At 57.4% G+C, this 24,110-nt stretch carries 18 protein-coding genes and 1 tRNA gene; 12 read left to right on the top strand and 7 right to left on the bottom strand.

The genetic code is table 11. The features are described 5' to 3' along the window. Positions 1-76: 76 nt before the first annotated feature. The 5 genes from AADJ11_RS10790 to AADJ11_RS10770 all read left to right on the top strand — a co-directional run bounded on the left by AADJ11_RS10790 (position 77) and on the right by AADJ11_RS10770 (position 5,923). Positions 77-3,079, top strand: coding sequence for a formate dehydrogenase subunit alpha (locus tag AADJ11_RS10790; RefSeq protein ID WP_341234534.1), 3,003 nt, complete (start codon positions 77-79; stop codon positions 3,077-3,079). A gap of 12 nt (positions 3,080-3,091) precedes the next feature. Continuing rightward, positions 3,092-3,685 carry a formate dehydrogenase FDH3 subunit beta gene (fdh3B, locus tag AADJ11_RS10785; protein WP_093914846.1) on the top strand — a complete coding sequence of 198 codons (594 nt, stop codon included), beginning with the start codon at positions 3,092-3,094 and terminating at the stop codon, positions 3,683-3,685. Positions 3,686-3,765: 80 nt separating this feature from the next. Next, positions 3,766-4,980: a formate dehydrogenase subunit gamma gene (locus tag AADJ11_RS10780; protein ID WP_341234533.1), complete on the top strand. Its 1,215-nt coding sequence runs from the start codon at positions 3,766-3,768 to the stop codon at positions 4,978-4,980. Between the two features lies 1 nt (position 4,981). After that, positions 4,982-5,113, top strand: coding sequence for a hypothetical protein (locus AADJ11_RS10775; protein ID WP_341234532.1), 132 nt, complete (start codon positions 4,982-4,984; stop codon positions 5,111-5,113). A 138-nt stretch (positions 5,114-5,251) separates the two neighbouring features. Then, a complete protein-coding gene (locus AADJ11_RS10770) occupies positions 5,252-5,923 on the top strand; it encodes a hypothetical protein (RefSeq protein WP_341234531.1) in 672 nt (223 codons plus the stop codon). Between the two features lie 121 nt (positions 5,924-6,044). Here AADJ11_RS10770 and AADJ11_RS10765 read toward each other — a convergent pair. The 3 genes from AADJ11_RS10765 to speB form a co-directional block, all read right to left on the bottom strand. Beyond that, a tRNA-Gly gene (locus tag AADJ11_RS10765) sits at positions 6,045-6,118 on the bottom strand. Between the two features lie 152 nt (positions 6,119-6,270). Further along, positions 6,271-8,310, bottom strand: coding sequence for an ASKHA domain-containing protein (locus AADJ11_RS10760; protein ID WP_341234530.1), 2,040 nt, complete (start codon positions 8,308-8,310; stop codon positions 6,271-6,273). Between the two features lie 214 nt (positions 8,311-8,524). Beyond that, the gene (speB, locus tag AADJ11_RS10755; protein ID WP_341234529.1) at positions 8,525-9,481 is read right to left on the bottom strand and encodes an agmatinase; all 957 of its coding nucleotides are present in this window, start codon (positions 9,479-9,481) and stop codon (positions 8,525-8,527) included. Between the two features lie 149 nt (positions 9,482-9,630). On the opposite strand from speB, the gene guaB reads away from it, so the two are divergent. Then, positions 9,631-11,079, top strand: coding sequence for an IMP dehydrogenase (guaB, locus tag AADJ11_RS10750; RefSeq protein WP_341234528.1), 1,449 nt, complete (start codon positions 9,631-9,633; stop codon positions 11,077-11,079). Between the two features lie 81 nt (positions 11,080-11,160). Here guaB and ftrA read toward each other — a convergent pair whose 3' ends face one another. Then, complete coding sequence (gene ftrA / locus AADJ11_RS10745) at positions 11,161-12,147, bottom strand: transcriptional regulator FtrA (protein ID WP_341234527.1); 987 nt, start codon at positions 12,145-12,147, stop codon at positions 11,161-11,163. A 97-nt stretch (positions 12,148-12,244) separates the two neighbouring features. Here ftrA and AADJ11_RS10740 point away from each other — a divergent pair, with 97 nt between their 5' ends. The 3 genes from AADJ11_RS10740 to AADJ11_RS10730 all read left to right on the top strand — a co-directional run bounded on the left by AADJ11_RS10740 (position 12,245) and on the right by AADJ11_RS10730 (position 16,592). After that, complete coding sequence (locus AADJ11_RS10740) at positions 12,245-12,649, top strand: nuclear transport factor 2 family protein (protein ID WP_341234526.1); 405 nt, start codon at positions 12,245-12,247, stop codon at positions 12,647-12,649. Positions 12,650-13,036: 387 nt separating this feature from the next. Next, positions 13,037-14,194 carry an RsmB/NOP family class I SAM-dependent RNA methyltransferase gene (locus tag AADJ11_RS10735; protein ID WP_341234525.1) on the top strand — a complete coding sequence of 386 codons (1,158 nt, stop codon included), beginning with the start codon at positions 13,037-13,039 and terminating at the stop codon, positions 14,192-14,194. Between the two features lie 157 nt (positions 14,195-14,351). Further along, the gene (locus AADJ11_RS10730; protein WP_341234524.1) at positions 14,352-16,592 is read left to right on the top strand and encodes an ATP-binding protein; all 2,241 of its coding nucleotides are present in this window, start codon (positions 14,352-14,354) and stop codon (positions 16,590-16,592) included. On the opposite strand, the gene AADJ11_RS10725 is transcribed toward AADJ11_RS10730, so the two are convergent. Beyond that, a complete protein-coding gene (locus tag AADJ11_RS10725) occupies positions 16,593-17,186 on the bottom strand; it encodes a gamma-glutamyl kinase (RefSeq protein WP_341234523.1) in 594 nt (197 codons plus the stop codon). It abuts the gene before it with no gap. Between the two features lie 206 nt (positions 17,187-17,392). Between AADJ11_RS10725 and recA the strand changes: the two genes are divergently transcribed. The 3 genes from recA to AADJ11_RS10710 all read left to right on the top strand — a co-directional run bounded on the left by recA (position 17,393) and on the right by AADJ11_RS10710 (position 21,543). Further along, positions 17,393-18,463, top strand: coding sequence for a recombinase RecA (gene recA / locus AADJ11_RS10720; RefSeq protein WP_341234522.1), 1,071 nt, complete (start codon positions 17,393-17,395; stop codon positions 18,461-18,463). Positions 18,464-18,593: 130 nt separating this feature from the next. Further along, positions 18,594-21,251, top strand: a complete 2,658-nt coding sequence (gene alaS / locus AADJ11_RS10715) for an alanine--tRNA ligase (RefSeq protein ID WP_341234521.1) — start codon at positions 18,594-18,596, stop codon at positions 21,249-21,251. 4 nt (positions 21,252-21,255) lie between these two features. Further along, positions 21,256-21,543 carry a DUF1330 domain-containing protein gene (locus AADJ11_RS10710; RefSeq protein ID WP_341234520.1) on the top strand — a complete coding sequence of 96 codons (288 nt, stop codon included), beginning with the start codon at positions 21,256-21,258 and terminating at the stop codon, positions 21,541-21,543. A gap of 194 nt (positions 21,544-21,737) precedes the next feature. On the opposite strand, the gene typA is transcribed toward AADJ11_RS10710, so the two are convergent. After that, positions 21,738-23,558, bottom strand: a complete 1,821-nt coding sequence (typA, locus tag AADJ11_RS10705) for a translational GTPase TypA (protein ID WP_341234519.1) — start codon at positions 23,556-23,558, stop codon at positions 21,738-21,740. A gap of 128 nt (positions 23,559-23,686) precedes the next feature. Continuing rightward, entirely contained in the window at positions 23,687-24,016 is a 330-nt protein-coding gene (locus tag AADJ11_RS10700; protein WP_341234518.1) for an SMR family transporter, read from the bottom strand. Positions 24,017-24,110: the final 94 nt, after the last annotated feature.

Below are 24,110 nucleotides of genomic sequence, written 5' to 3'. Positions count from 1 at the left end.
GGCAAACGGCCTGACATGCCAACACGGTGAGCGACGTAGAATTCTCCGGCTGATGCTGGAAAAAGGGAGAAATACCATGCTGAGGAAAAAGACCAACGGGTATACACGCAGATCAGGCCGCGCGCCGATCGTGGTGAACAATGGCAATAGCACCATCGACCGACGTGGATTTTTGCGCGGATCGGGCCTTGCTATTGGCGGGCTGACGGCCATTGCCGCGACAGGCGGTTCGGTCACCAAAGCGACTGCCCAAACCGCCGCGACCCGCGCGGTTGAAACGGTTAAATCAGTATGCACCCACTGTTCCGTCGGCTGTACCGTCATCGCCGAGGTCGATAATGGCGTCTGGACGGGGCAAGAGCCCGGCTGGGACAGTCCGTTCAATCTGGGGGCACATTGCGCCAAAGGGGCATCGGTCCGCGAACATGCCCATGGCGAACGTCGCCTGAAATATCCGATGAAAAAAGAAGGCGGTCAGTGGGTTCGCCTTAGCTGGGAACAGGCGATCAACGAGATCGGCGACGGCATGATGAAAATCCGCGAGGAAAGCGGGCCGGATTCGGTTTATTGGCTGGGTTCTGCCAAGCATAACAACGAACAAGCCTACCTGTTCCGCAAATTCGCGGCCTATTGGGGCACCAACAACGTCGACCATCAGGCGCGTATTTGCCATTCGACCACGGTTGCGGGTGTGGCAAACACATGGGGCTACGGCGCCATGACCAACAGCTATAATGACATCCACAACAGCAAGGCGATCTTTATCATCGGGGGCAACCCGGCCGAGGCACATCCCGTGTCGCTGCTGCACCTGCTGAAAGCCAAAGAACAAAATAACGCGCCGCTGATCGTATGCGACCCGCGCTTTACCCGCACGGCGGCCCACGCAGATGAATATGTACGCTTCCGGCCGGGATCGGATGTGGCCTTGGTCTGGGGTATCCTGTGGCACATCTTTGAAAACGGATGGGAAGACAAAGAATTCATCCGCACCCGTGTCTGGGGCATGGACGAGATCAGGACCGAAGTGGCCAAATGGACGCCGGACGAGGTCGAGCGTGTAACCGGCACCCCCGGTACCCAGCTTGAGCGTGTGGCGCGGACCCTTGCCAACAACCGTCCCGGCACCGTGATCTGGTGTATGGGCGGCACCCAGCACACCAATGGTAACAACAACACGCGCGCTTACTGCATCTTGCAGCTGGCCCTTGGCAACATGGGCACTGCAGGCGGCGGCACCAATATTTTCCGCGGCCACGACAACGTTCAGGGTGCGACGGACCTTGGTGTTCTGGCAGATACGCTGCCGGGGTATTACGGCCTTTCCGCAGGCGCTTGGGCGCACTGGGCAAGGGTATGGGAAGAAGACCTTGATTACCTCAAGGGCCGGTTCAGCAGCGAAACTGTTGGCGATACGCCGATGATGAACCTGACCGGTATTCCCGTAAGTCGTTGGATTGATGGTGTTTTGGAAGATGCCGAAGACCTTGACCAGCCCGACAGCACACGGGCCATGGTCTTGTGGGGGCATGCGCCGAACTCGCAAACCCGTCAAAAGGAAATGAAGACGGCGATGGAAAAGCTCGACCTGCTTGTTGTGGTCGATCCCTATCCGACAGTGTCCGCCGTGCTGCAAGACCGAAGCGACGGGGTGTATCTGCTGCCGGCCTGTACGCAGTTTGAAACGCGCGGCTCTGTCACGGCGTCCAACCGGTCGCTGCAATGGCGCGACAAAGTGGTCGATCCGCTGTTTGAATCGCTGCCCGATCACACGATCATTGCAATGTTTGCCGAAAAATTCGGTTTCCACGACAAAATCTTCCGCAACATTGCCATTGAAGAAGGTGGCGAGCCAAACGTCGAGGACATCACCCGTGAGTTTAACCGGGGTATGTGGACCATCGGCTATACGGGCCAAAGCCCCGAGCGGATGAAGATGCACATGGCCAACCAACACACGTTCGACCGCACAACCTTGCGGGCGAATGGCGGGCCGGCCGATGGCGATTTTTACGGGATGCCATGGCCGTCTTGGGGCACCGCCGAGATGAACCACCCCGGCACGGCGAACCTATATGATATGTCGCTGCCGGTCGCCGAAGGGGGGCTGACCTTCCGCGCCCGTTTCGGTGTGGAGCGCAACGGCGAGAACCTGCTGGCCGAGGGCGTATTCTCGGCCGGGTCCGAGATCGAGGACGGGTATCCCGAGTTCACCATGCAAATGCTGCGTGATCTTGGCTGGGATAGCGACCTGACCGACGAAGAACGCGCATCGATTAACTTTGTCGCGGGCTTCCCTGACGGTGATCCGAATATGGGCAACGCGTCCGATGATGGTGGTGCCGCCAACGAAGAAGTTGGTGAAACCTCGCAAACCGGTGAAATTCCATCGGATTACGTTCAAAAGACCGGTGGCGTGAACTGGAAGACTGACCTTTCTGGCGGTATCCAGCGGGTTGCAATCGCCCATGGGTGCGCGCCCTTTGGGAATGCCAAAGCCCGTGCCGTGGTCTGGACCTTCCCTGATCCGGTGCCAATCCACCGCGAGCCGCTGTATTCGAACCGCCGCGATCTGGTGGCCGATTACCCAACCTACGAGGATAAGAAATTCTGGCGGGTGCCCACCATGTATGCCTCGATCCAGGAAAAGGATTTCTCGGAGGATTATCCGATTATCCTGACCTCGGGCCGCTTGGTTGAATACGAGGGTGGGGGCGACGAGACACGTTCAAACCCGTGGCTGGCCGAACTCCAGCAAGACATGTTCGTCGAGATTAACACACGCGATGCCAACAATCTGGGCGTCCGTGACGGGCAACAGGTCTGGGTCGAAGGCCCCGAAGGCGGCAAGGTCAAAGTGATGGCCATGGTGACTGAGCGGGTCGGCGAAGGCGTGGCGTTCATGCCTTTCCACTTTGGTGGGCATCTGGAAGGTGTTGATCTGAGGGATAAATATCCCGAAGGGGCCGATCCGTATGTCTTGGGTGAAAGCGCCAACACCGCGCAAACCTATGGCTATGACAGTGTAACCCAGATGCAAGAGACCAAGGCTACTCTTTGCAAAATCTGGACAGCGTAAGGGAGAGATAAGATGGCTAGAGCAAAATTCCTCTGCGACGCTGAACGCTGCATCGAATGCAACGCCTGCGTCACCGCCTGTAAAAACGAACACGAAGTGCCGTGGGGCATCAACCGCCGCAAGGTTGTCACGATCAATGACGGCAAACCGGGTGAACGGTCGATTTCGGTCGCCTGTATGCACTGCTCGGACGCGCCTTGTATGGCCGTTTGTCCCACCGACTGTTTCTATCAAACAGACGACGGTGTGGTGCTGCACTCCAAAGACCTGTGCATCGGCTGCGGCTACTGCTTTTACGCATGCCCCTTTGGCGCGCCGCAGTACCCCCAAGCGGGCAACTTCGGCTCTCGCGGGAAAATGGACAAATGTACCTTCTGTGCCGGTGGCCCCGAAGAAAACAACTCCACCGCCGAATTCCAGAAATACGGCCGCAACCGCATCGCAGAAGGCAAACTGCCGATCTGCGCCGAGATGTGTTCAACCAAGGCGTTGCTTGCCGGTGACGGCGATGTCGTCTCGGGCATCTACCGCGAACGGGTCGTGGCACGGGGCTTTGGCTCTGGCGCGTGGGGCTGGGGCACGGCGTACGAACAAAAGGGCGGCTAACTGCCCGTTATGATATGACAATCATAGGGGCGGCCTGTTACGGGACCGCCCCTATTTGGTCAGCCAAAAGGGATATAACGATGCAGCGTTTGATTGCCGCCTTCTTGATTTGCCTGCCTGTTTTGATGGGGGTCGCCGTGCCTTCGGCGGGTTATGCGCAAACCAATGTGCCGCCTCAGACCAGCACGGTGGATAGCAACCCGGCCGTGTCCAAGCTGGATGACATCTTGCGGCGGCAAGAGGGGCTGAAAACCGCAGACGATGTGATCCGCGCGAACGAGCTTGGCGATCCTGACGCCGCAATGTCCACCACCGATCAGCTGGGCACCCTTGGCGGGGCGTCTGACGCCGATCTGTGGCGCGCCTTCCGCTTTGGCAAGGCTGACATCACCACCCAAGCGCGTGTGCCTGCGGCCACGACCCTGATCCAGGACGGCGGTATGTGGTGGCTCGATTTTCGTCGTGGCCCCCTGCAAAAGATTGCGATTTACCTGCTGGGCGGCACCTTGCTGGCGCTGGCACTGTTCTATCTGATCCGGGGCCGTATCCGTATCGAGGGCGAAAAAACCGGGCGGACGCTGCTGCGGTTTCAAGCCTTTGAACGCTTTGGCCACTGGATGCTGGCGTCGTCCTTTGTTCTGCTTGGGGTGACAGGGCTGATCTCGTTGTTTGGCCGCACCGTGCTGATCCCCGCCTTCGGTCACGAGGCGTTTTCATCCGTCGCGATTGTCTGCAAATGGGTGCATAATAACGTGTCATGGGCCTTTATGATCGCGCTGATATTCGTGTTCATCATTTGGGTCGTCCACAACATCCCCGACCGCACCGACCTGCGCTGGCTGGCAAAAGGTGGCGGGCTGATCGGGGGCGGGCACCCGCCTGCGAAAAAGTTCAACGCTGGCCAAAAGCTAATTTTCTGGGCGGTGATCCTGCTGGGCGGGTCGATCTCTCTGTCCGGTCTATCCCTACTTTTCCCGTTTGAATTCAATCTCTTCGGTCATACGTTTTCGTGGCTGAACGGCTTGGGCGCGCCGGGATGGTTCGGATTTGCCGATTTGCCATACCCGCTCGCTCCGCAAGAGGAAATGCAATACGCCCAACTGTGGCACGCGCTGATCAGCCTGATCCTGACCGCGATTATTTTCGCGCATATCTATCTGGGCTCCATCGGCATGGAAGGCGCGTTTGATGCCATGGGCAAGGGCGAAGTCGAAGAGCAATGGGCCCGCGAACATCACAGCATCTGGGCCGAAGAAGTCGCCGGACCAAAACCCGCAGCACGCAAGGAGCCGTAACATGAAAGCGTTTCTAACCGCCGTCGTCGCCATGGTTGTCATCGCTGCGGGGGCCTATCAGATTTTAGAGGTCATCAACGTGTCCACGGCCAAAGCGGGCACGTCGTCCGAGAACGTGCGTCGGTCTGAGTAGGGGGAATTTGCGGTATAAGGAGCTACATGCCGACTGTGGTCACTCTGACCAGCAAAGCGATCTGATTTCAGAGATATCGGTTCGACTCATCTGCTAGGCCCAGAAAGCTGATTTTAACGTCCCTGAGGAGTGCTCAATATGACGCGATCAGACCTATACAATCTTCGGGAAGATGAAGAGTTCGTATATGTACCAGAAGAATTTTTCAATCTTCTACCGAAGGAGTATCGCGAGGCCGCTGAGGCACGCAAGCAGCAAGGTAAGAAGGTCCTACGGATCGCCGATAACGACATCAAAGGTCTAATTAGGCTTGCGAAAGCAATACCAACAACATCAAGTCTTAGTTATATCTACCACCGTCTAAGAACGGCCGAAATTGAAGTGACGGCAGAGGCACTAATGGAGCAGGAAGTTCTCACAACTGCATTTATTGTGACCTATGCGCGTCTATTCGCAAGCGGAAATGGAGCGGTTAAGCTGTCCAAGACAGATATTCCGGAGCATTTAAGACCCGTTCACCAAGACATTATGGACCTTCGCCACCAAAGATATGCTCACAATGGTACTCATAAAACGATAAATAGTGGTATTGAGTTACATTTTGATGATGATGGGTTCAAGGTAAGCATGCAGATGAGACTTGGGTTCTTTTTCGGTGGTCGAAACGAGTGGGAGGAACTCATAACGTTCATTGATGCGCATATGCATGAAAGCCTTATGAAAATACTCCGTCGCTTAGAGAGAAAAACGGGCTACGAATGGACGTTTCCCGAAGGTCCGAGGCCTGATTGGGTTGGCAACTACGGTTAGAAGTTGGAACCGACATCTAATTTAGAGATCATCAACCCGCGTGCCCATTCCTTCATAAATGAGCACCGTAAATGCGATCTTTCAAGCCTGTGACGAAATCGTTGTAAACTAGATTTCGGCTTGGAGCGGGTAACGAGAATCGAACTCGTAACTAAAGCTTGGGAAGCTGCCGTGATACCTTTTCACCATACCCGCGCGCCGTGGACCTGATTTAGGTCGTGGCGCGCAGAGCGTCAAGTCAGGACTTGCGGGCGGTGAAAAGTTAATCTCTGCGGGGATGGCGTGGCCGTCAAATTGCGCGAAGGCATCGGTCATGACGGCCAGAATGTGGGGCTCCTGTGCGCGGGTTAACCGCGCCGACGGCGACGCCCGCCGCCCGCACCATCGCCGCCACCTGTGTTAAATGTCGCAGTGGGCAGGGTGACGATGCTGTTCAGGATCGGGAAGGGTTCAACGGCATTGGGGATGGCCGAGGCATTGACGAAATGCTCCTGAAAGCGGGGTTCGATCGCGGTCTCAATCTTGTGGATATTGCGCACGGTTTCTTCGATCTCGGCACGGCTGGCGCTGTTCAGCAGGGCAATCCGCGCGCCGGTGCCTGCGGCGTTCCCGGCCGATGTGACCTTGTCCAGCGGGGCGTCGGGGATCATGCCCAACACCATCGCGTGCTTGGTGCTGATATGCGCGCCAAAGGCCCCGGCCAGCACGATACGGTCGACCTTATCGACGCCGAATTTATCCATCAGCAGACGCGCGCCTGAATACAGTGCGGCCTTGGCCATCTGGATTTCGCGGATATCGCGGTTGGTTACGGTAATCTTGGGGCCACCATGGGCCGTGCCGTCATAGACCAGATAGGAATTGGTGCGCCCGTCGGCAAAAACCATGGGCGATCCGGTTTGCTCGGCTGTGCCGATCAGGCCGGGCGCGTCGACGATACCGTGAATGCGCATCTCGGCGACCATCTCGATAATGCCGGACCCGCAGATGCCGGTCACACCGCTTGCGCCGATCTCGGCCTCGAACGCCGGATCATCGGACCACAGATCGCTGCCGATCACCTTGAAGCGCGCGATCTTGGTCACGGGGTCAATTTCGACCCGCTCAATCGCGCCGGGGGCGGCACGCTGCCCGCTGCTGATCTGCGCGCCCTCGAACGCGGGGCCGGTGGGCGAGGAACAGGCGAGCACTTTCTCGCGGTTGCCCAGTAGGATTTCAGCGTTGGTGCCCACATCGACGACCAACACCAGATCGTCGGATTTATCCGGTGCCTCTGACAGGGCGACGGCGGCGGCATCGGCCCCCACATGGCCCGCAATACAGGGCAGGAAATATATCCGTGCCGAGGGGTGAATGGTCAGGTCCAGCTCAACCGCGCGCATGCGCAGCGCGTTGGATGTGGCCAAGGCGAAGGGGGCTTGCCCCAGCTCGAACGGATCAATGCCTAAGAACAGGTGGTGCATGACGGGGTTGCAGACGAACACCGCATCCACGATCAGGCCCTTATCCACGCCACCCTCGGCGCAAATCTCGTCAAACAGGGTGTTCATGCCGGCGCGCACCGCGCGGGTCATTTCATCCGCGCCGCCTTCGTTCATCATGGAATAGCTGACCCGGCTCATCAAATCCTCACCAAAGCGGATTTGCGGGTTCATCACACCTGATGACGCGACTACCTCGCCGGTCTGCAAGTCGCACAGATGCGCGGCGATGGTGGTGGAGCCCAAATCGACGGCAAGCCCATAAACCGTGCCCTCGTAGAACCCCGGCCACAGATGCATGATACGGGGCGGGTTTTCATCATCGCCCAAATGCACGGCCACGGTGACTTTCCAATCGCCCTTGCGCAAAATCTTTTGCATCACCTGCAGGATCTGCAAATCCGCCTTTACGTTCTCCAGCTCCCATTGGTCCTTTAGCGCGGCGCAAAGCCGCTCCAGATCGCCTGACGGGTCGTGCATGTCGGGTTCCTGCACCTCGACGTAAAACAGTTTGGTTGACGGGTTCAGCACGATGTCGCGCGCCTCGGCCCGTTTGCGGACCACTTGCTTGTGCACCTGGCTTTCGGCGGGCACGTCAATGACGACATCGCCCATCACCTGCGCCTGACAGCCAAGGCGGCGCCCGTCGATCAGGCCGCGCTTGTCCTTATAGCGTTGCTCGACGCTGTTCCATTCACTCAGCGCGTCATCTTGCACGGTCACACCATGCTTGGAAAACTTGCCAAATCCTGGCGTCACCTGACATTTCGAACAAATGCCGCGCCCGCCACAGACCGAATCCAGATCAACGCCCAATTGACGCGCTGCCGTCAGAATGGGGGTGCCTTTCGGAAAATGCCCGCGCTTGCCCGAAGGCGTGAATACCACCAGTGGATCGTTGCTCATCAAATCAGTCCTCAAAACCTTTGCCGCAACATAGCGAAGGCAGCGCGAGACGAAAGCCAAGATACGTCGCAAAATGCCGCATCCGCGCCCTCGCTTCTCTGGCTTTCAAATATCCTGGGGTTCGACCCAAAGGGTCGCCCCATATTCGTGGCGCGCCTTTGGCGCGACGGGCAAAGCCCCGTTCCACGCAAAGCCAAATAGAAACGCATAAATCTCAAGCCCCACGCGCATGAAAGATGAAGCCCAGAAAATTCAACAACAGCTGCGCGGCCAGAATGGATGTCGATCCCGTGGGGTCATAATCCGGCGCGACCTCAACCAAATCGATCCCCACAATCTCGTGGCGCTTGGCGGCGGCCTGTAGCAGCTCCAACACCTCGTAATACAAAAAACCACCATGGGACGGCGTGCCGGTGCCCGGTGCAATCGACGGGCAAAACGCATCAATATCGATCGTGACATACAGCCGCGCGCCTTCGGGTACATGGGCCAACACGCCCATTGTCCCCATCTTGCGCGCCTGCCGGACCGATATAATATCAGACCCCATCGCGCGGGCATCATCATAGCCCTCGCGCGCGGTCGAGCTGACATTGCGGATGCCCACCTGCGTCAACCCGGTGACATATTCCTGCTCAGCGGCGCGGCGCATGGGGTTGCCGTGGCCATGACGGACACCGTGGCGTTCATCAACGAAATCCAGATGCGCATCGATCTGCAAGATATGAATGTCGCCCTGACCATCAAACGCGCGGATGCATGGGATATTGATCGAATGATCGCCGCCAATCACGACGGGCAGGGCACCGGCATCCAAAATCGCCCGCACGCCGGTCTCAATATTGGCGTGGCTTTGTTCGGTGTCGGTATGGACGATGTCGGCGTCACCAATATCGACGATGTTCACATCGCCGGGCAGGTACACCGCGTCGTCTTCGTGGTCATAGGCCCCCGCGTGGCCAAAGCTGAACAGGGTCGATGCCTCGCGCACGCCGCGCGGGCCAAACCGCGCCCCTGCGCGCCATTGCGTGCCCGCATCATACGGTGCCCCCAGAATGGCGACATCGGCATCCAATGCTGCCCAATCGGGCTGATAGGGCCGTTTGCCAAAGGTCGAAATGCCCACAAAGGGCAGGTCCAGCCTGCCACCCTCATATCCGTGATTGGCCATCGTAATGCTCCCCAAAATACCCGCTCAGCACAGCTTTGACCGAGCTTTGCGTTTTTGCAATGGCCCTGCGTGGCAAATGGCCCTTTCCAATTGGTGCAATCCATGAAATAGGAAACCGCCAAATGAACCCATGCAAGCCGAGGTGCAAAATGGAGATTCGTGAGGCTCTGACCTTTGATGATGTACTACTGGTGCCAGCGGCATCAAGCGTGTTGCCTTCGACGGCTGACACACGCACCCATGTGACCAAATCCATCGCTTTGAACATCCCGCTGCTCAGCTCGGCGATGGACACGGTGACCGAAGGGCGCATGGCGATTGCTATGGCCCAAGCGGGCGGCATGGGGGTGGTTCACCGCAACCTGACCATCGCCGAACAGGCCGAAGAGGTCCGCCGCGTCAAACGCTTTGAAAGCGGGATCGTCTATAACCCGATCACCCTGCGCGCCAATCAAACCCTCGCGGATGCCAAGGCATTACAGCAACGCTATAACGTCACCGGTTTTCCGGTGGTGGATGAAATGGGCCGGGTCGTGGGTATCGTGACCAACCGCGATATGCGCTTTGCCCGGGCCGACGATACGCCAGTGCATCTGATGATGACCGTGGACAATCTGGCCATTTTGCACGAACCCGCCGACCGGGAAGAAGCGATCAGCCTGATGAAGGCCCGCCGGATCGAAAAACTGCTGGTGACGGATGATCAAGGCAAGCTGACGGGTCTGCTGACCCTCAAAGACACCGAACAGGCCGTTCTGAACCCCACCGCGTGCAAGGATGAGCTGGGCCGCCTGCGCGTCGCCGCCGCGACCACCACGGGCGATGCCGGGTTTGAACGGTCCCAAGCGCTTGTCGATGCGGGCGTGGACATGATCGTTATCGACACGGCGCATGGGCATTCCGAAGGGGTGGCCATCGCGGTCGAGCGCGCCAAAAAGCTCAGCAACGAAGTTCAGGTTGTGGCCGGTAACGTGGCGACTGGCGAAGCGACACGTGCCTTGATCGGTGCGGGTGCGGATGCGGTTAAGGTGGGCATTGGCCCGGGGTCGATCTGCACCACGCGGATGGTGGCGGGCGTCGGTGTACCACAGCTGACTGCGATCATGGATTGCGCAAAAGCGGCGGGTGATATTCCGGTGATCGCCGATGGCGGCATCAAATTCTCGGGCGATTTTGCCAAGGCCATCGCGGCGGGCGCGTCTTGTGCCATGGTCGGATCGATGATCGCGGGCACCGACGAATCCCCCGGCGATGTCATTCTTTATCAAGGGCGTAGCTTCAAAAGCTATCGTGGCATGGGCTCGCTTGGCGCGATGGCCAGCGGCTCTGCCGATCGGTATTTCCAGAAAGATGCCGCCAGCGACAAACTGGTGCCCGAAGGGATCGAGGGCCAGGTGGCCTATAAAGGCTCCGCCGCGGCTGTGGTCCATCAAATGGTCGGCGGCTTGCGCGCGGCAATGGGCTATACCGGATGTGCCACGGTCGACGAAATGCGCAAGAACTGCTCGTTCGTTAAGATTACTGGCGCAGGTCTGAAAGAAAGCCACGTGCATGACGTACAGATTACGCGGGAGTCTCCGAACTACCGCGTCGGGTAACATCTTATTGTTTGTTGTTCTAAAGGGCCGTGGCGCGAAATCGCCCGGCTCGTTTTTTGCGCGCGACAGGCCCCATTCGGCCTAACCCGCCAGTGGCGTTCCAAGACGCTCTCTATATCGGATAGGGGGGACGCCCATTGTTTTGCGGAATTCACGGCGGAAGGTTTCGGCAGAGCCGAACCCGCAGCTTTCCCAGACATCGGACAGTGGAATAGAGCCGTTCTCAAGCAACTCTGCCGCGCGGGTCACACGTTCAAGCTTGAGCCAGTTTAGCGGGGTTGTTCCAGCCTCTTCATGAAAGCGCCGCGCCAATGTGCGCCCGCTGGTGGCGGCGACGCTGGCCATACGTTCAATCGGCCATTCTTCGTTAATTGATGCGCGAATGCGATCTTGCAGTGCCGACAGACCTGATCCAACGCGGGCCTTTGGTTCCGGACGGGGGACGAATTGCCGCTGACCGCCATCCCGTTGCGCAGGCAAAACCAGCCGCCGCGCGACAGAGGCGGCCACCTGCGCGCCAAAATCCTGCCGGATAATATGCAGCCCCAGATCCAGCCCCGCCGCTGATCCGGCAGAGGTAAACACACGCTCACCTTCGACAAATAAAACATCCGGATCGACGCTGATGTTGGGGTATGTCTCGGCCAGCTTTTCCGTATAGCGCCAATGGGTTGTCGCCGTTTTCCCGTCCAGCAGGCCCGCCGCGGCCAAGACAAAGACCCCCGAACAGATCGACGCCACACGTGCTCCGCGGGCGTAGGCATCGCGCAACGCTGAACACAGCTCCTCCGGCACAGGGGTGTCTGCGCCGCGCCATCCGGGCACGATAATCAGGCTGGCGTCTTGCAAAAGGCTCAGATCGTCTTGGGCGTCTATTGTAATGCCGCCGACCGCGCGAATGGGGCCGGGTTCGGCTTTGACGGTCGCAAACCTGTACCAATTGTCAAATTCAGGGCGGGGCAGGGCGAAGAGTTCAACCGCGATGCCGAATTCAAAGGTGCACAACCCGTCATAGGCAACGGCGCAGACCAAGGGGTGTTTTTCGGGAAACGTGGCAAATTTTGTCATGTTGGCGGAATCCGACCGTATATTGTCAATAATGCCAGTATCGGGATTTATCAGCAACTGGCAAGTCTTGTTCATCACATTGCAACGGAGACTGACAATGACCATCCAAACAGACCTTCTGGCCGCAATCGAAACCTACTTCGACGCGATCCATGACTGCGACACCGCCAAATTGAATGCGGTATTTCACCCTCAATCCAGCTTGTTCGACGCTGATAACGGCACCGTTTTTGTTGAACCCATCGACAGTTTCAGCCGCGACGTTGCCGGGCGTGTATCGCCCGCAAGTAAGGGGCAGGCGCGCGAGGCAGAGGTTCTGTTGATCGACTTTTTGTCGCCGCTCAGCGCCACCGTTAAAATCCGGATACGCGCCCATCAAAGCGTCTTTGTCGATCACCTTGGCTTTGTTCTTGGCGCGGACGGATGGCAGATCGTGTCCAAGATTTGGCATCTGGAAAGCACCATTGAACCAAATGAGGTGACGCAAGATACGGCTGCCTAAACTGATCCTGTAACAGACTGAATATAAACATAAAGGACTATGAGATGGCAAAATGAACGCAGTCGGATGGTTCGATATCTACGTTGATGCTCCTTTTGCCTCACCACGGCAGGTCGGCTTTGTCACCGTACGCGCAGAAACCATTGCGGATGCCGGAAGCGGTAAAAGACCTTGACGACGAATGGCGGCGGTCGGTACAGCCCTATGTGTACGCAGACCTGCAAAGTCAGCTGATGCGCGCCGCAACTATGGTCGGTGAAATTGGATAGCAACGACCACATGGTATCACCGTGATGGTCGCGCCGATCTCGCAGCAGCGGCCGAAGTTACAAAATAGCATTGCCTGATAAGGTACTGCTTTGAAAGGCAATTAAACGTGGCACTTACATGACCCCCGGCGCACGCGTCGCAGCAGCGATTGAAATTTTGAACACGATGTTTGACGGTCTTCCGGCCGAGCAGGCGCTGACCCGTTGGGGGCGTGGCAATCGCTTTGCCGGGTCCAAGGACCGCGCGGCAATTCGCGATCACGTGTTTGATGTGCTGCGTCAACGCAGGACCGCTGCCCATCTGGGCGGGGGGCAAACGGGACGCGCCATTATGATTGGTATCTTGCGCGCGCAAGATGCTGATCTTGATAGTCTTTTCAACGGGGTGGGGCATGCGCCTCAACCGCTAACCGACGCAGAGCATGAACCCTCGGCCGAGGCTGATGAGGCAACGCTGTGGAACTTGCCAGACTGGATCATTCCGCAGTTCAAAGCGTCGCTTGAGGACCGCGCCAAGACCGTGGCCCTGGCGCTTCAGGCGCGCGCACCGATCACGCTGCGGGTCAATACGGCCAAAACCACGCCAAGCGCGGCAGCGGCAGCATTGGCGGATCAAGGGGTAGAGACGCGGGCCAACCCGCTGGCTGAAACCGCACTGACGGTGACGGCGGGTGAGCGTAAAATTCGTAACTCTGACAGCTATTTAGGCGGGGCGGTTGAGCTGCAGGACGCATCTAGCCAAGCCGTTGTCGCTGCCATGCCGAATGGAGGCCGGGTACTGGATTACTGCGCGGGGGGTGGTGGAAAATCACTGGCGCTAGCTGTTGATCCGGCAACGGAAGTCACCGCCCATGACATTGACCCCCGGCGCATGCAGGATCTGCCAGCCCGTGCTGAGCGCGCTGGCCGTACCATTCGCCAGATTGAAACGGATGATTTGAAAAATGAAACGCCTTTCGATGTGGTTCTATGTGATGCGCCATGTTCCGGCAGCGGGGCATGGCGGCGCTCGCCCGAGGGGAAATGGACCCTCTCTGCCACGCGGCTTCAAGAGCTGAACGCCATACAGGACAGTGTTTTGGACGATGCGACGGCGTTGACCGCCCCGAACGGATGTTTGGTTTATGCGACATGTTCGGTGCTAACCTGTGAAAATGAAGATCGGATTAACGCGTTCTTACAGCGTCATCCCGATTGGTCCGTCGGATTTCAAAGACGGTTTGATGTAAATGACGATGGCGACGGATTCTTTACGGCGCACTTGAGGCGAAACTAGAACTGTGTATTATCAACCTATGCGTGTTTTTCGGGTTGTCATGAGCACATTCACACTACCTTAACCTTACTGCACGTAGATCGATTGCAAGTTCTATGTGGCGGGAGGGCCGTTTTTGTCAAAGCCGAACAGCGTGGCACAAGTTAGGCGCAAGCGGTTGCTTATCGTTGTTTTCGCTGCGATTGCTGCGGCTATTGCGGCGCAGGTGTCGCAAAACCATTCCCTGAGCGTTGTTTTTATGGCGGCGGCTGGTGCTTTTTTAAGTGTCGCTGCCATTGGCTTTGTTGCCGATGTCGTGTCGGTTAACCGGCGCGGCAAGGATCAGCGGGCGATCGTTGATTTTATCGCCAATGACGCCAGCCCAAGTGTATTTGCCACCGACGACGGGGTGGTCACGGCGCAAAATTTGGCCGCTGCGGCGCTTTGCAAGGTTAAACCGGCCAAAACCGTGACGTCATTTCTGTCTAGCCAATTCGCGAACCCGTCGGCCATTGTTTTCCGTCTGCAAGATCGCGCTGCGAAAAACGGTGCGGCGCGCGAGGATATCGTGACGCGGTCCGGTCATGTGCGTCTTTCTTTGCACCGGGTTGCGGATGGGTTTTTGTGGCGGGTGGAAACCATTCAGGAAAAAGGCCCCGCGCGGTCGCGTGATTATGAACAATCCTTGCCGATGATGATGGTCGGCCGGTCCGGTGCCGTCTTGTTCATGAATGAAGCGTCTCGCGGGCTTATTGGCAGCCGGGTCAAAACGCTGGACCGTGTGTTCAAAACATTGCCGGTGGCCCATGGCGATCTGGCGGAGGTCATGACCGCAGATGGCGAAATGACCATGTTGATCGGCGAGCTTGAGGCAGGCGCGGGCCGTAAGGCCTTGTATTTATTGCCTGCCCATGCGCCGCGGTCGCAGGATGCAGAATGGCGCGGCTTTCACGAATTGCCCATCCCCTTGATCAAGATCGCGCCAAATGGTGCGGTGTTGTCGTATAACCAGATGGCCGCAAATCTGGTTGGGCCGGGGTTGCAGCCTGACGCGCTTTTGGCGACGCTGATGGAAGGGCTGGGGCGGTCCATCAATGACTGGTTGACCGAAACGCTCGACGGGAAATTGCTGCAAAAATCCGAATTTCTGCGCCTTAAACGCGATGATCGAGAGGCATTCGTTCAGGTCACGTTAAGCCTTGTGACAGATCAGGGGGTGCCTGCATTAATTGCCGTTTTGAATGATGCCACGCAGTTAAAAACGCTCGAGGCGCAGTTCGTGCAAAGCCAGAAAATGCAAGCAATCGGGCAATTGGCCGGTGGCGTTGCGCATGATTTCAACAATCTTCTGACCGCAATTTCTGGTCACTGTGACCTTTTGCTGTTGCGTCATGACCAAGGCGACCCGGATTACAGCGATCTGATCCAAATTAACCAAAATACCAACCGCGCGGCCGCGTTGGTGGGGCAATTGCTGGCCTTTTCCCGCAAGCAGACGCTGCGGCCGGAAACGCTGGATCTGCGCGATACGTTGGCCGATTTGACGCATCTGTTGAACAGGCTTGTGGGGGAAAAGGTGACCCTGAGCCTAAGTCACGATCCGGTACTAAAGCCCATACGCGCCGATAAAAGGCAGCTGGAACAGGTTCTTATGAACCTTGTCGTCAATGCCCGCGACGCGATGCAAGACGGCGGAGAGATCAAGATCACGACCGAATGTTTGGACCTGAACGCGCCGCTTTCCCGCGACCGCGTGACTGTGCCGCCGGGCCAATATGTAACCTTGCAAGTGGCCGACGAAGGCGTGGGTATACCCGAGGATAAACTACAAAAGGTGTTCGAGCCGTTTTACACGACGAAACGCACGGGCGAGGGGACGGGGCTGGGGCTGTCCACGGCCTATGGGATCATCAAACAATCAGGCGGTTTTATCTTTATCGATAGCACCGTCGGCGTCGGAACGGTCTTTACGCTTTATTTTCCTGTGTTAACAAGAACCATGATACAGACCCCGGATAAAACGGTCGCCCCAGCAGCGACGGCCACGAATTTTGACGATGGTATTATTTTACTGGTCGAGGACGAAGCGCCGGTTCGAGCCTTTGCCAGCCGCGCCTTGCGGATGCGGGGCTATACCGTGCTCGAGGCCGAATCTGCGGAAATGGCGCTGAAAACCCTTGAGGATGAGACATTGAACGTCGATGTGTTCGTCACGGATGTGATCATGCCGGGGATGGACGGGCCGAGCTGGGTGCGCGAGGCGCTGAAAGACCGGCCAGGCGTGCCTGTCGTGTTCGTTTCAGGCTATGCGGAGGATAGTTTTGGCGCGGAACAAACCGCCATTCCAAATTCTGTTTTCCTGCCAAAGCCGTTCTCGCTGACTGATCTGACGAATACCGTCCACAGCCAAATGCGCTGATCAGGGAATGGAATCGTATAGCGCAAACTCCTCGTGAAATTTGCGGCGAAACCGTTGCTCCACGTCGGGTGACAAGGTTAATTCCATCTGCGGCGACACATTTTCACGTTTTAGATCAAGGGTGACACCCAACCGGTCAGATAGAAATGCCTGCAACCTGGCTTGATCTTCATATCTGAAATAATGGGTAATGTGCGTGCCGTTGGGCTGTGCTGCCATAAAATTTAGCTGGCTGCCCACATCTGCGAAGCCGGGTTTTTTGCCCTTCATATAGGCCAAAATAAACTCGTCAAAGCTGATGTCGAAAGTGGCGTTTGGTTTGCCCTGCATAAAAGGCCGCTGGCGGTAGCGATACCAACTGCCCAGCCAGCTGATCGGCTCGCGCATGACGGCCATTAGTTCCATCTCGGCGTCGCATACCTTTAAAAACATCGGCCGAATGAATCGGTTGTACCGATAGACGGGCGCATGTTTCAGCATGGGTGGCTCTGAAATAACCATATCCGCCCGCGGGGCCAAAGCGGTCTCATAAGCGGTGGACCCCGTCTTGGGGACCGATAAAAAAGCAAGCCGTTCTTTAAAGAAAACAAGCATATAGACGATATCCCACGTTTAGTTCCCACGGCCCGAACATTGTAAATCTGATGTTAATCACTTCGGATAAAAGATGGAATATGAAACAAATAGATTGAAATGTTCTGCTTTTGGTCTCATATGGAACATATAAAGAACAAAACCCGATTGGCGCATGCAGCGATTGCGGCTTCGACACCACTGTGACAGTAAAGGGATACCCTCAAATGGCAACGGCAGATCTTTTGACAATGGACAACAAGAAACAAGCTGAAAAGCAAAAAGCCCTTGATAGCGCGCTGGCACAAATTGAACGCCAGTTCGGCAAGGGGTCGATCATGAAACTGGGTGCCGAAGGTGCCATTCAGGACATTAAATCCAGCTCGACCGGCTCTCTTGGCCTTGATATCGCGCTTGGCATTGGCGGCCTGCCGATGGGCCGGATCATCGAGGTTTATGGCCCTGAAAGCTCGGGCAAGACCACATTGACGCTGCATTGCGTTGCCGAGCAGCAAAAGCAGGGCGGCGTCTGTGCGTTCGTCGATGCGGAACACGCGCTTGATCCGCAATACGCGAAAAAGCTGGGCGTCGACATTGACGAATTGCTGATCTCTCAGCCCGACACCGGCGAGCAAGCGCTTGAAATCGTTGATACTTTAGTGCGTTCAGGCGCTGTTAACATGGTTGTTGTCGATTCGGTTGCGGCGTTGACGCCGAAATCCGAGCTTGAAGGCGACATGGGCGACAGCTCCGTCGGGGTTCAGGCGCGGTTGATGTCGCAAGCGATGCGGAAACTGACCGGCTCGATCTCTCGGTCGAACTGCATGGTGATCTTTATTAACCAAATCCGGATGAAGATTGGCGTGATGTTCGGCTCCCCCGAAACGACGTCGGGCGGCAACGCGCTGAAATTTTACTCCTCCGTGCGGCTTGATATTCGCCGTATCGGTGCGCTGAAGGATCGTGACGAGGTGGTCGGGAACGCCACACGGGTCAAGGTCGTGAAAAACAAGGTCGCAGCGCCGTTCAAACAGGTTGAATTCGACATCATGTATGGCGAAGGCATCTCGAAAATGGGCGAGCTGTTGGACCTTGGCGTCAAGGCCGGCGTGGTTGATAAATCGGGATCATGGTTCAGCTATGGTGACGAACGGATCGGGCAGGGGCGTGAGAATGCCAAAACCTTCCTGAAAGAAAACGAAGCTATGGCGATGGAGATCGAAGACAAAATCCGCGCTGCCCACGGGCTTGATTTCGACGGATCCGAAAAAGACGATATCGATATTCTCGAGGCGTGAGCCGGTTTGAATAGTAATTTAGGGGCGTGCCAGCGGGCGCGCCCTTTTTCGTTTGGCGGAACGGTGGACAGTGCCCCGCCGCAAGGCTATTTGAGGGCAACACTTTTTTGCCCCTCGAAAGGCCCCGCATATGAAGACGCTAAACGATATCCGATCCACCTTTCTGGGCTACTTTGAAAAGAACGGGCACTCCGTTCAGCCCTCCAGCCCGCTGGTGCCGCGCAACGACCCCACATTGATGTTTGCCAACTCGGGCATGGTGCAGTTCAAAAACCTGTTCACCGGCGTGGAAACTCGCGATTATAAACGCGCTACCACGGCACAAAAATGCGTGCGGGCAGGCGGCAAGCATAACGATCTGGACAATGTCGGCTATACGGCGCGTCACCATACGTTCTTTGAAATGTTGGGTAATTTCAGCTTCGGCGATTATTTCAAGGCCGAGGCGATTGCATTTTCATGGGAGCTGATCACCAAAGAATTGGGGATCGATCCGAAGCGGCTGTATGTCACCGTTTACCATACCGATGACGAGGCTGCGGACATTTGGAAAAAGGTCGCAGGCCTGCCCGATGACCGCATCATTCGCATCGCGACTGACGATAACTTTTGGATGATGGGGCCGACCGGTCCTTGCGGTCCATGCTCCGAGATTTTCTATGACCACGGCGATCACATCTGGGGCGGTCCTCCCGGCTCCCCTGAAGAAGACGGCGACCGGTTTGTTGAGATCTGGAACCTCGTTTTCATGCAATACGAGCAGTTCGAGGATGGCACCCGCAAGCCGTTGCCGAACCAGTCGATTGACACCGGCATGGGCATCGAACGTGTCGCGGCCTTGTTGCAGGGCACCAACGACAACTATGCCACGGACCTGATGCGCAACCTGATTGTTGCCAGTGCCAACGCGTCAAACACCGACCCCGACGGGCCGGGCAAAACCCATCACCGCGTGATCGCCGATCACCTGCGGTCGACCTCGTTCTTGATCGCCGATGGTGTGATGCCTGCAAATGACGGGCGCGGTTATGTCTTGCGCCGGATCATGCGTCGAGCCATGCGTCACGCGCATCTGCTAGGTATCCAGGACCCGCTGATGCACCGCTTGGTGCCAGAACTGGTGCGCCAAATGGGCGGGGCCTATCCTGAATTGGGTCAGGCGCAGTCGCTGATCACCGAGACGCTTTTGCTTGAAGAAACCCGTTTCAAGAAAACCCTCGACCGCGGCCTCAAGCTGCTGGACGACGAATTGCGTGATCTGCCTGCCGGTGAAAACCTGTCGGGTGCGGCGGCGTTCAAGCTTTATGACACCTATGGTTTCCCCGTCGACCTGACCCAAGACGCCCTGCGTGAAAAAGACCGCGGCGTTGATCTGGACGGCTTTAACGAAGCCATGGACAAGCAAAAAGCACAGGCGCGCGCAGCGTGGTCAGGCTCTGGCGAGGCGGCAGATGCGACCGTCTGGTTCGACGTGGCTGAGGCTGGCGGCACCACTGATTTCCTGGGCTATGACACAGAGACCGCCGAAGGCCAGATCGTGGCATTGGTCCAAGACGGCTCCCAAGTTCAGACGGCCAAGGCTGGCGACAAGGTGCAGATTGCCCTGAACCAAACCCCGTTTTACGCCGAAAGCGGCGGGCAGGTGGGCGATACCGGGATCATCAAGACCGATACCGGCAGCGTCTCGGTCACCGATACGCGCAAAACGGCTGGCGTCTTCATCCATTTTGGCGACGTGGTCGAGGGGACAGTGACCCCCGGTCAGGCCGCCGTCCTTGATGTGGATCACAGCCGCCGCACGGCCATTCGTGCCAACCACTCCGCCACCCATCTGCTGCACGAGGCCCTGCGCAACGCGCTTGGCGATAAGGTGGCGCAGCGTGGGTCGTTGAATGCGGCGGATCGGTTGCGCTTTGACTACAGCCATAATCACGCGATGACGCCGGATGAAATTTCGCAGGTCGAACAGGAAGTTAACGCCTATATCCGCCAGAATGCGCCCGTCGATACCCGGATCATGACGCCCGATGACGCCCGCGCTTTGGGCGCGCAGGCGCTGTTCAGCGAAAAATACGGCGACGAGGTACGCGTCGTATCGATGGGCCGCGAGGTCGGATCGGGCAAGGGCGCGGATAAAGAAACCTATTCGCTCGAACTTTGCGGCGGCACCCATGTGCGCCAGACCGGCGACATCGGCGCGTTTGTGATCCTTGGCGACAGCTCCAGCAGCTCTGGCATCCGCCGGATCGAAGCCTTGACAGGCGACGAGGCACTCGGCTGGTTGCGCGCTCAGGAAAGCACCTTGTCCCGTGTGGCATCGGAATTGAAAACATCGACCGCCGATGTGCCCGACCGTGTGCGTGCCTTGATGGATGAACGCAAACAGCTGGCCAATGAGGTCGCGCAATTGCGCCGTGAACTCGCCATGTCCGGGGGCGGGGCCACAGCCCCCGAGGCGCGCGATATCGGCGGCGTTCAGTTCATCTCGCAGGTGCTGTCTGGCGTGACGGGCAAGGATCTGCCGGCGCTGGTGGATGAATATAAGTCCAAGCTCGGCAGCGGCGTCGTGCTGCTGATCGCGGATGCTGATGGCAAAGCCGCTGTTGCCGCCGGTGTTACCTCTGACCTGACAGCGCAAGCTTCTGCCGTTGATATCGTCAAGGCCGTGGTCGCCGAACTGGGCGGCAAGGGCGGCGGTGGCCGTCCTGACATGGCCCAAGGCGGCGCAAAAGACGTTGCAAATGCTGACGCGGCCATCGCGGCTGCCGAAGCCATCTTGAAAGGATAATCCCATGCCAGCTCTCTGGATCGCCCATGTCACCGTCACCGACGAAGACGCTTACGGCCAATACGCCAAACTCGCCGGCCCCGCGATTGCCGATCACGGTGGCAAGTTTCTGGCCCGTGGTGCCCGTTTTGTGCAGCTTGAAGGCAAAGAACGCCCGCGCAATGTCGTCGCCCGTTTCCCCTCGCTAGAAGAAGCGGTCGCTTGCTACAATTCGCCCGCCTATCAAGAGGCCCTAAGCCACGCCAAAGACGCGTCCGAGCGCGAATTGATGGTCGTTGAGATCGAAGACTGATCTAACGCCCCACCACCAGTCCTAAAATTCAACATAGGCCCGCCTCGGCGGGCTTTTTGGCGTTTTAAGCCCCCGCGCTCGACCGCATATCGCCATGATAAAGCACAAACAAAAAAAGAGGGCCGCAAAGCCCCCTTTCCAAATGGTCTAAAATTCCGGGGGTCCGGGGGCTGGCCCCCGGTCCGGCATTTAAATCATGCAGACTTCGACATCCGCTTACGCTCATGCGGGTCAAGATAGCGTTTGCGCAGACGAATGGCGTTCGGCGTCACTTCCACCAGCTCATCGTCATCAATATAGGCAATCGCCTGTTCCAGCGTCAGTGTGACTGGCGTGGTCAAACGCACGGCTTCATCCGTACCGGATGCACGTACGTTGGTCAGCTGCTTACCCTTCAACGGGTTCACTTCCAGGTCGTTTTCACGGCTGTGTTCACCGATGATCATGCCCTGATAAACGGCTTCCTGAGCACCGATAAAGAATTTGCCACGGTCTTCCAGTTTCCACAGCGCGTAAGATACCGACGTGCCATTCTCCATCGAGATCAGAACACCAGCGCGACGGCCGGGGATGGCACCTTTGTGCGGGGCCCAGTCGTGGAATACGCGGTTCAAAACGCCTGTACCGCGCGTGTCGGTCAGGAATTCACCGTGATAGCCGATCAGGCCACGCGATGGCACCAATGCGATGATGCGGGTTTTACCGGCACCGGCAGGTTTCATCTCGGACAGCTCGCCCTTGCGGGGACCGGTCAGTTTTTCGATCACGGCACCGGAATACTCATCATCCACGTCGATGGTGACTTCTTCGATGGGCTCAAGACGCTCGCCATTCTCGCCTTCGCGGAACAGAACCTGAGGGCGCGATACCGACAGTTCGAACCCTTCACGGCGCATGTTTTCGATCAGAACACCCATCTGAAGTTCGCCACGACCGGCGACCTCGAATGCTTCACCACCGGGGGTGTCAGTGACTTTGATCGCAACGTTGGATTCGGCTTCTTTCATCAACCGGTCACGAATGACGCGAGATTGAACTTTCTTGCCGTCACGACCTGCCAGCGGGCTGTCGTTGATGCCGAATGTGATGGTGATTGTGGGTGGATCAATCGGCTGCGCGGGCAGGGCGGTGTCGACGGAGGTGGCCACGATGGAATCGGCCACGGTCGCTTTGGCCATGCCTGCGATCGATACGATATCACCGGCTTCGGCAACGTCGATGGGTTGCTGCATCAGGCCACGGAACGCCATGATCTTGGTCACGCGGAAGTTTTCGATCAGCTTGCCATCACGCGACAGCGCCTTGACTTGCTCGCCTGTTTTCAATTGGCCGGTTTCAACGCGGCCTGTCAGCATCCGGCCGATGAACGCGTCAGCGCCCAAGGTGGTGGCCAGCATGGTGAACGGCTTGTCGATGTCTTTCAGCTGCTTGGGGGCAGGGACGTGCTTGACGATTAGGTCGAACAGGGCCGTCAGATCTTTGCGCGGGCCGTCCAGTTCCATATCGGCCCAGCCATTGCGGCCCGACGCGTACATGTGCGGGAAATCCAGCTGTTCGTCATTGGCACCAAGGCTGGCAAAAAGGTCGAAACATTCGTCCAGCGCGCGGTCGGGTTCGGCATCGCCCTTGTCGACCTTGTTCAGGACAACGATGGGGTTCAGGCCCAGTGCCAGTGCTTTGGACGTCACAAATTTTGTTTGGGGCATGGGGCCTTCGGCCGCGTCAACCAGCAAGACAACACCGTCAACCATCGACAGGATACGTTCAACTTCGCCACCGAAATCCGCGTGGCCGGGGGTGTCAACGATGTTGATACGCAGGCCTTTCCACTCGACCGATGTCGGTTTGGCGAAAATTGTGATGCCGCGCTCGCGCTCCAGATCGTTGCTGTCCATGGCGCGTTCAGTGGTCGCCTGGTTTTCACGGTAGGTGCCGGATTGTTTCAAAAGTTCGTCTACCAGCGTCGTTTTGCCGTGGTCAACGTGAGCGATAATTGCGATGTTGCGCATGTCCATTGGGGTATGCCTTTGATAGGAAAGAGGGCCGCGCGCACTGTTGCACCGCAGCATTTGCGCCGCGCATACCGTGGTGCGCGCCAGAAAGCCAGCCCTAATACCAATCCAAACGGTCGGTTCGGCGGGATTTAGTGCGTTGTGGTGTTCGAAAACAGGTGGATTACCAAAATACCCGCGACGATCATGAGCAGTCCGATCACCGCAGGGAAATCCAGTTTTTGCCCGAAGATGACATAGCCGATTCCCGCGATGCATACGATCCCAAGGCCCGACCAGATCGCATAGACAATGCCCACCGGCATCACCTTGAGCGCGAGCGCCATGAAGTAGAACGAGATCAGATAAAATATCACCACCCCGACCGACGGCCACAGCCGCGTGAACTGTTGCGAGGCCTGAAGCGCCGTGGTGCCCATTGTCTCGGATACAATCGCGATCAACAACCAAAGGTAATGCATTGTGTTCAAATCCTTTTAGCTTAGGGGGTGCCGGGCGGCGTTCGGAAATTGCCGAAGGTTCGCGGGGTCTTGTCCCTAGTCCTGAAGAATTTTA

Origin of the sequence: uncultured Sulfitobacter sp. (genome assembly GCF_964021855.1) — a bacterium.
In the GTDB taxonomy this organism is placed as follows: Bacteria; Pseudomonadota; Alphaproteobacteria; order Rhodobacterales; family Rhodobacteraceae; genus Sulfitobacter.
This window is presented reverse-complemented; position numbering and strand designations above follow the sequence as displayed.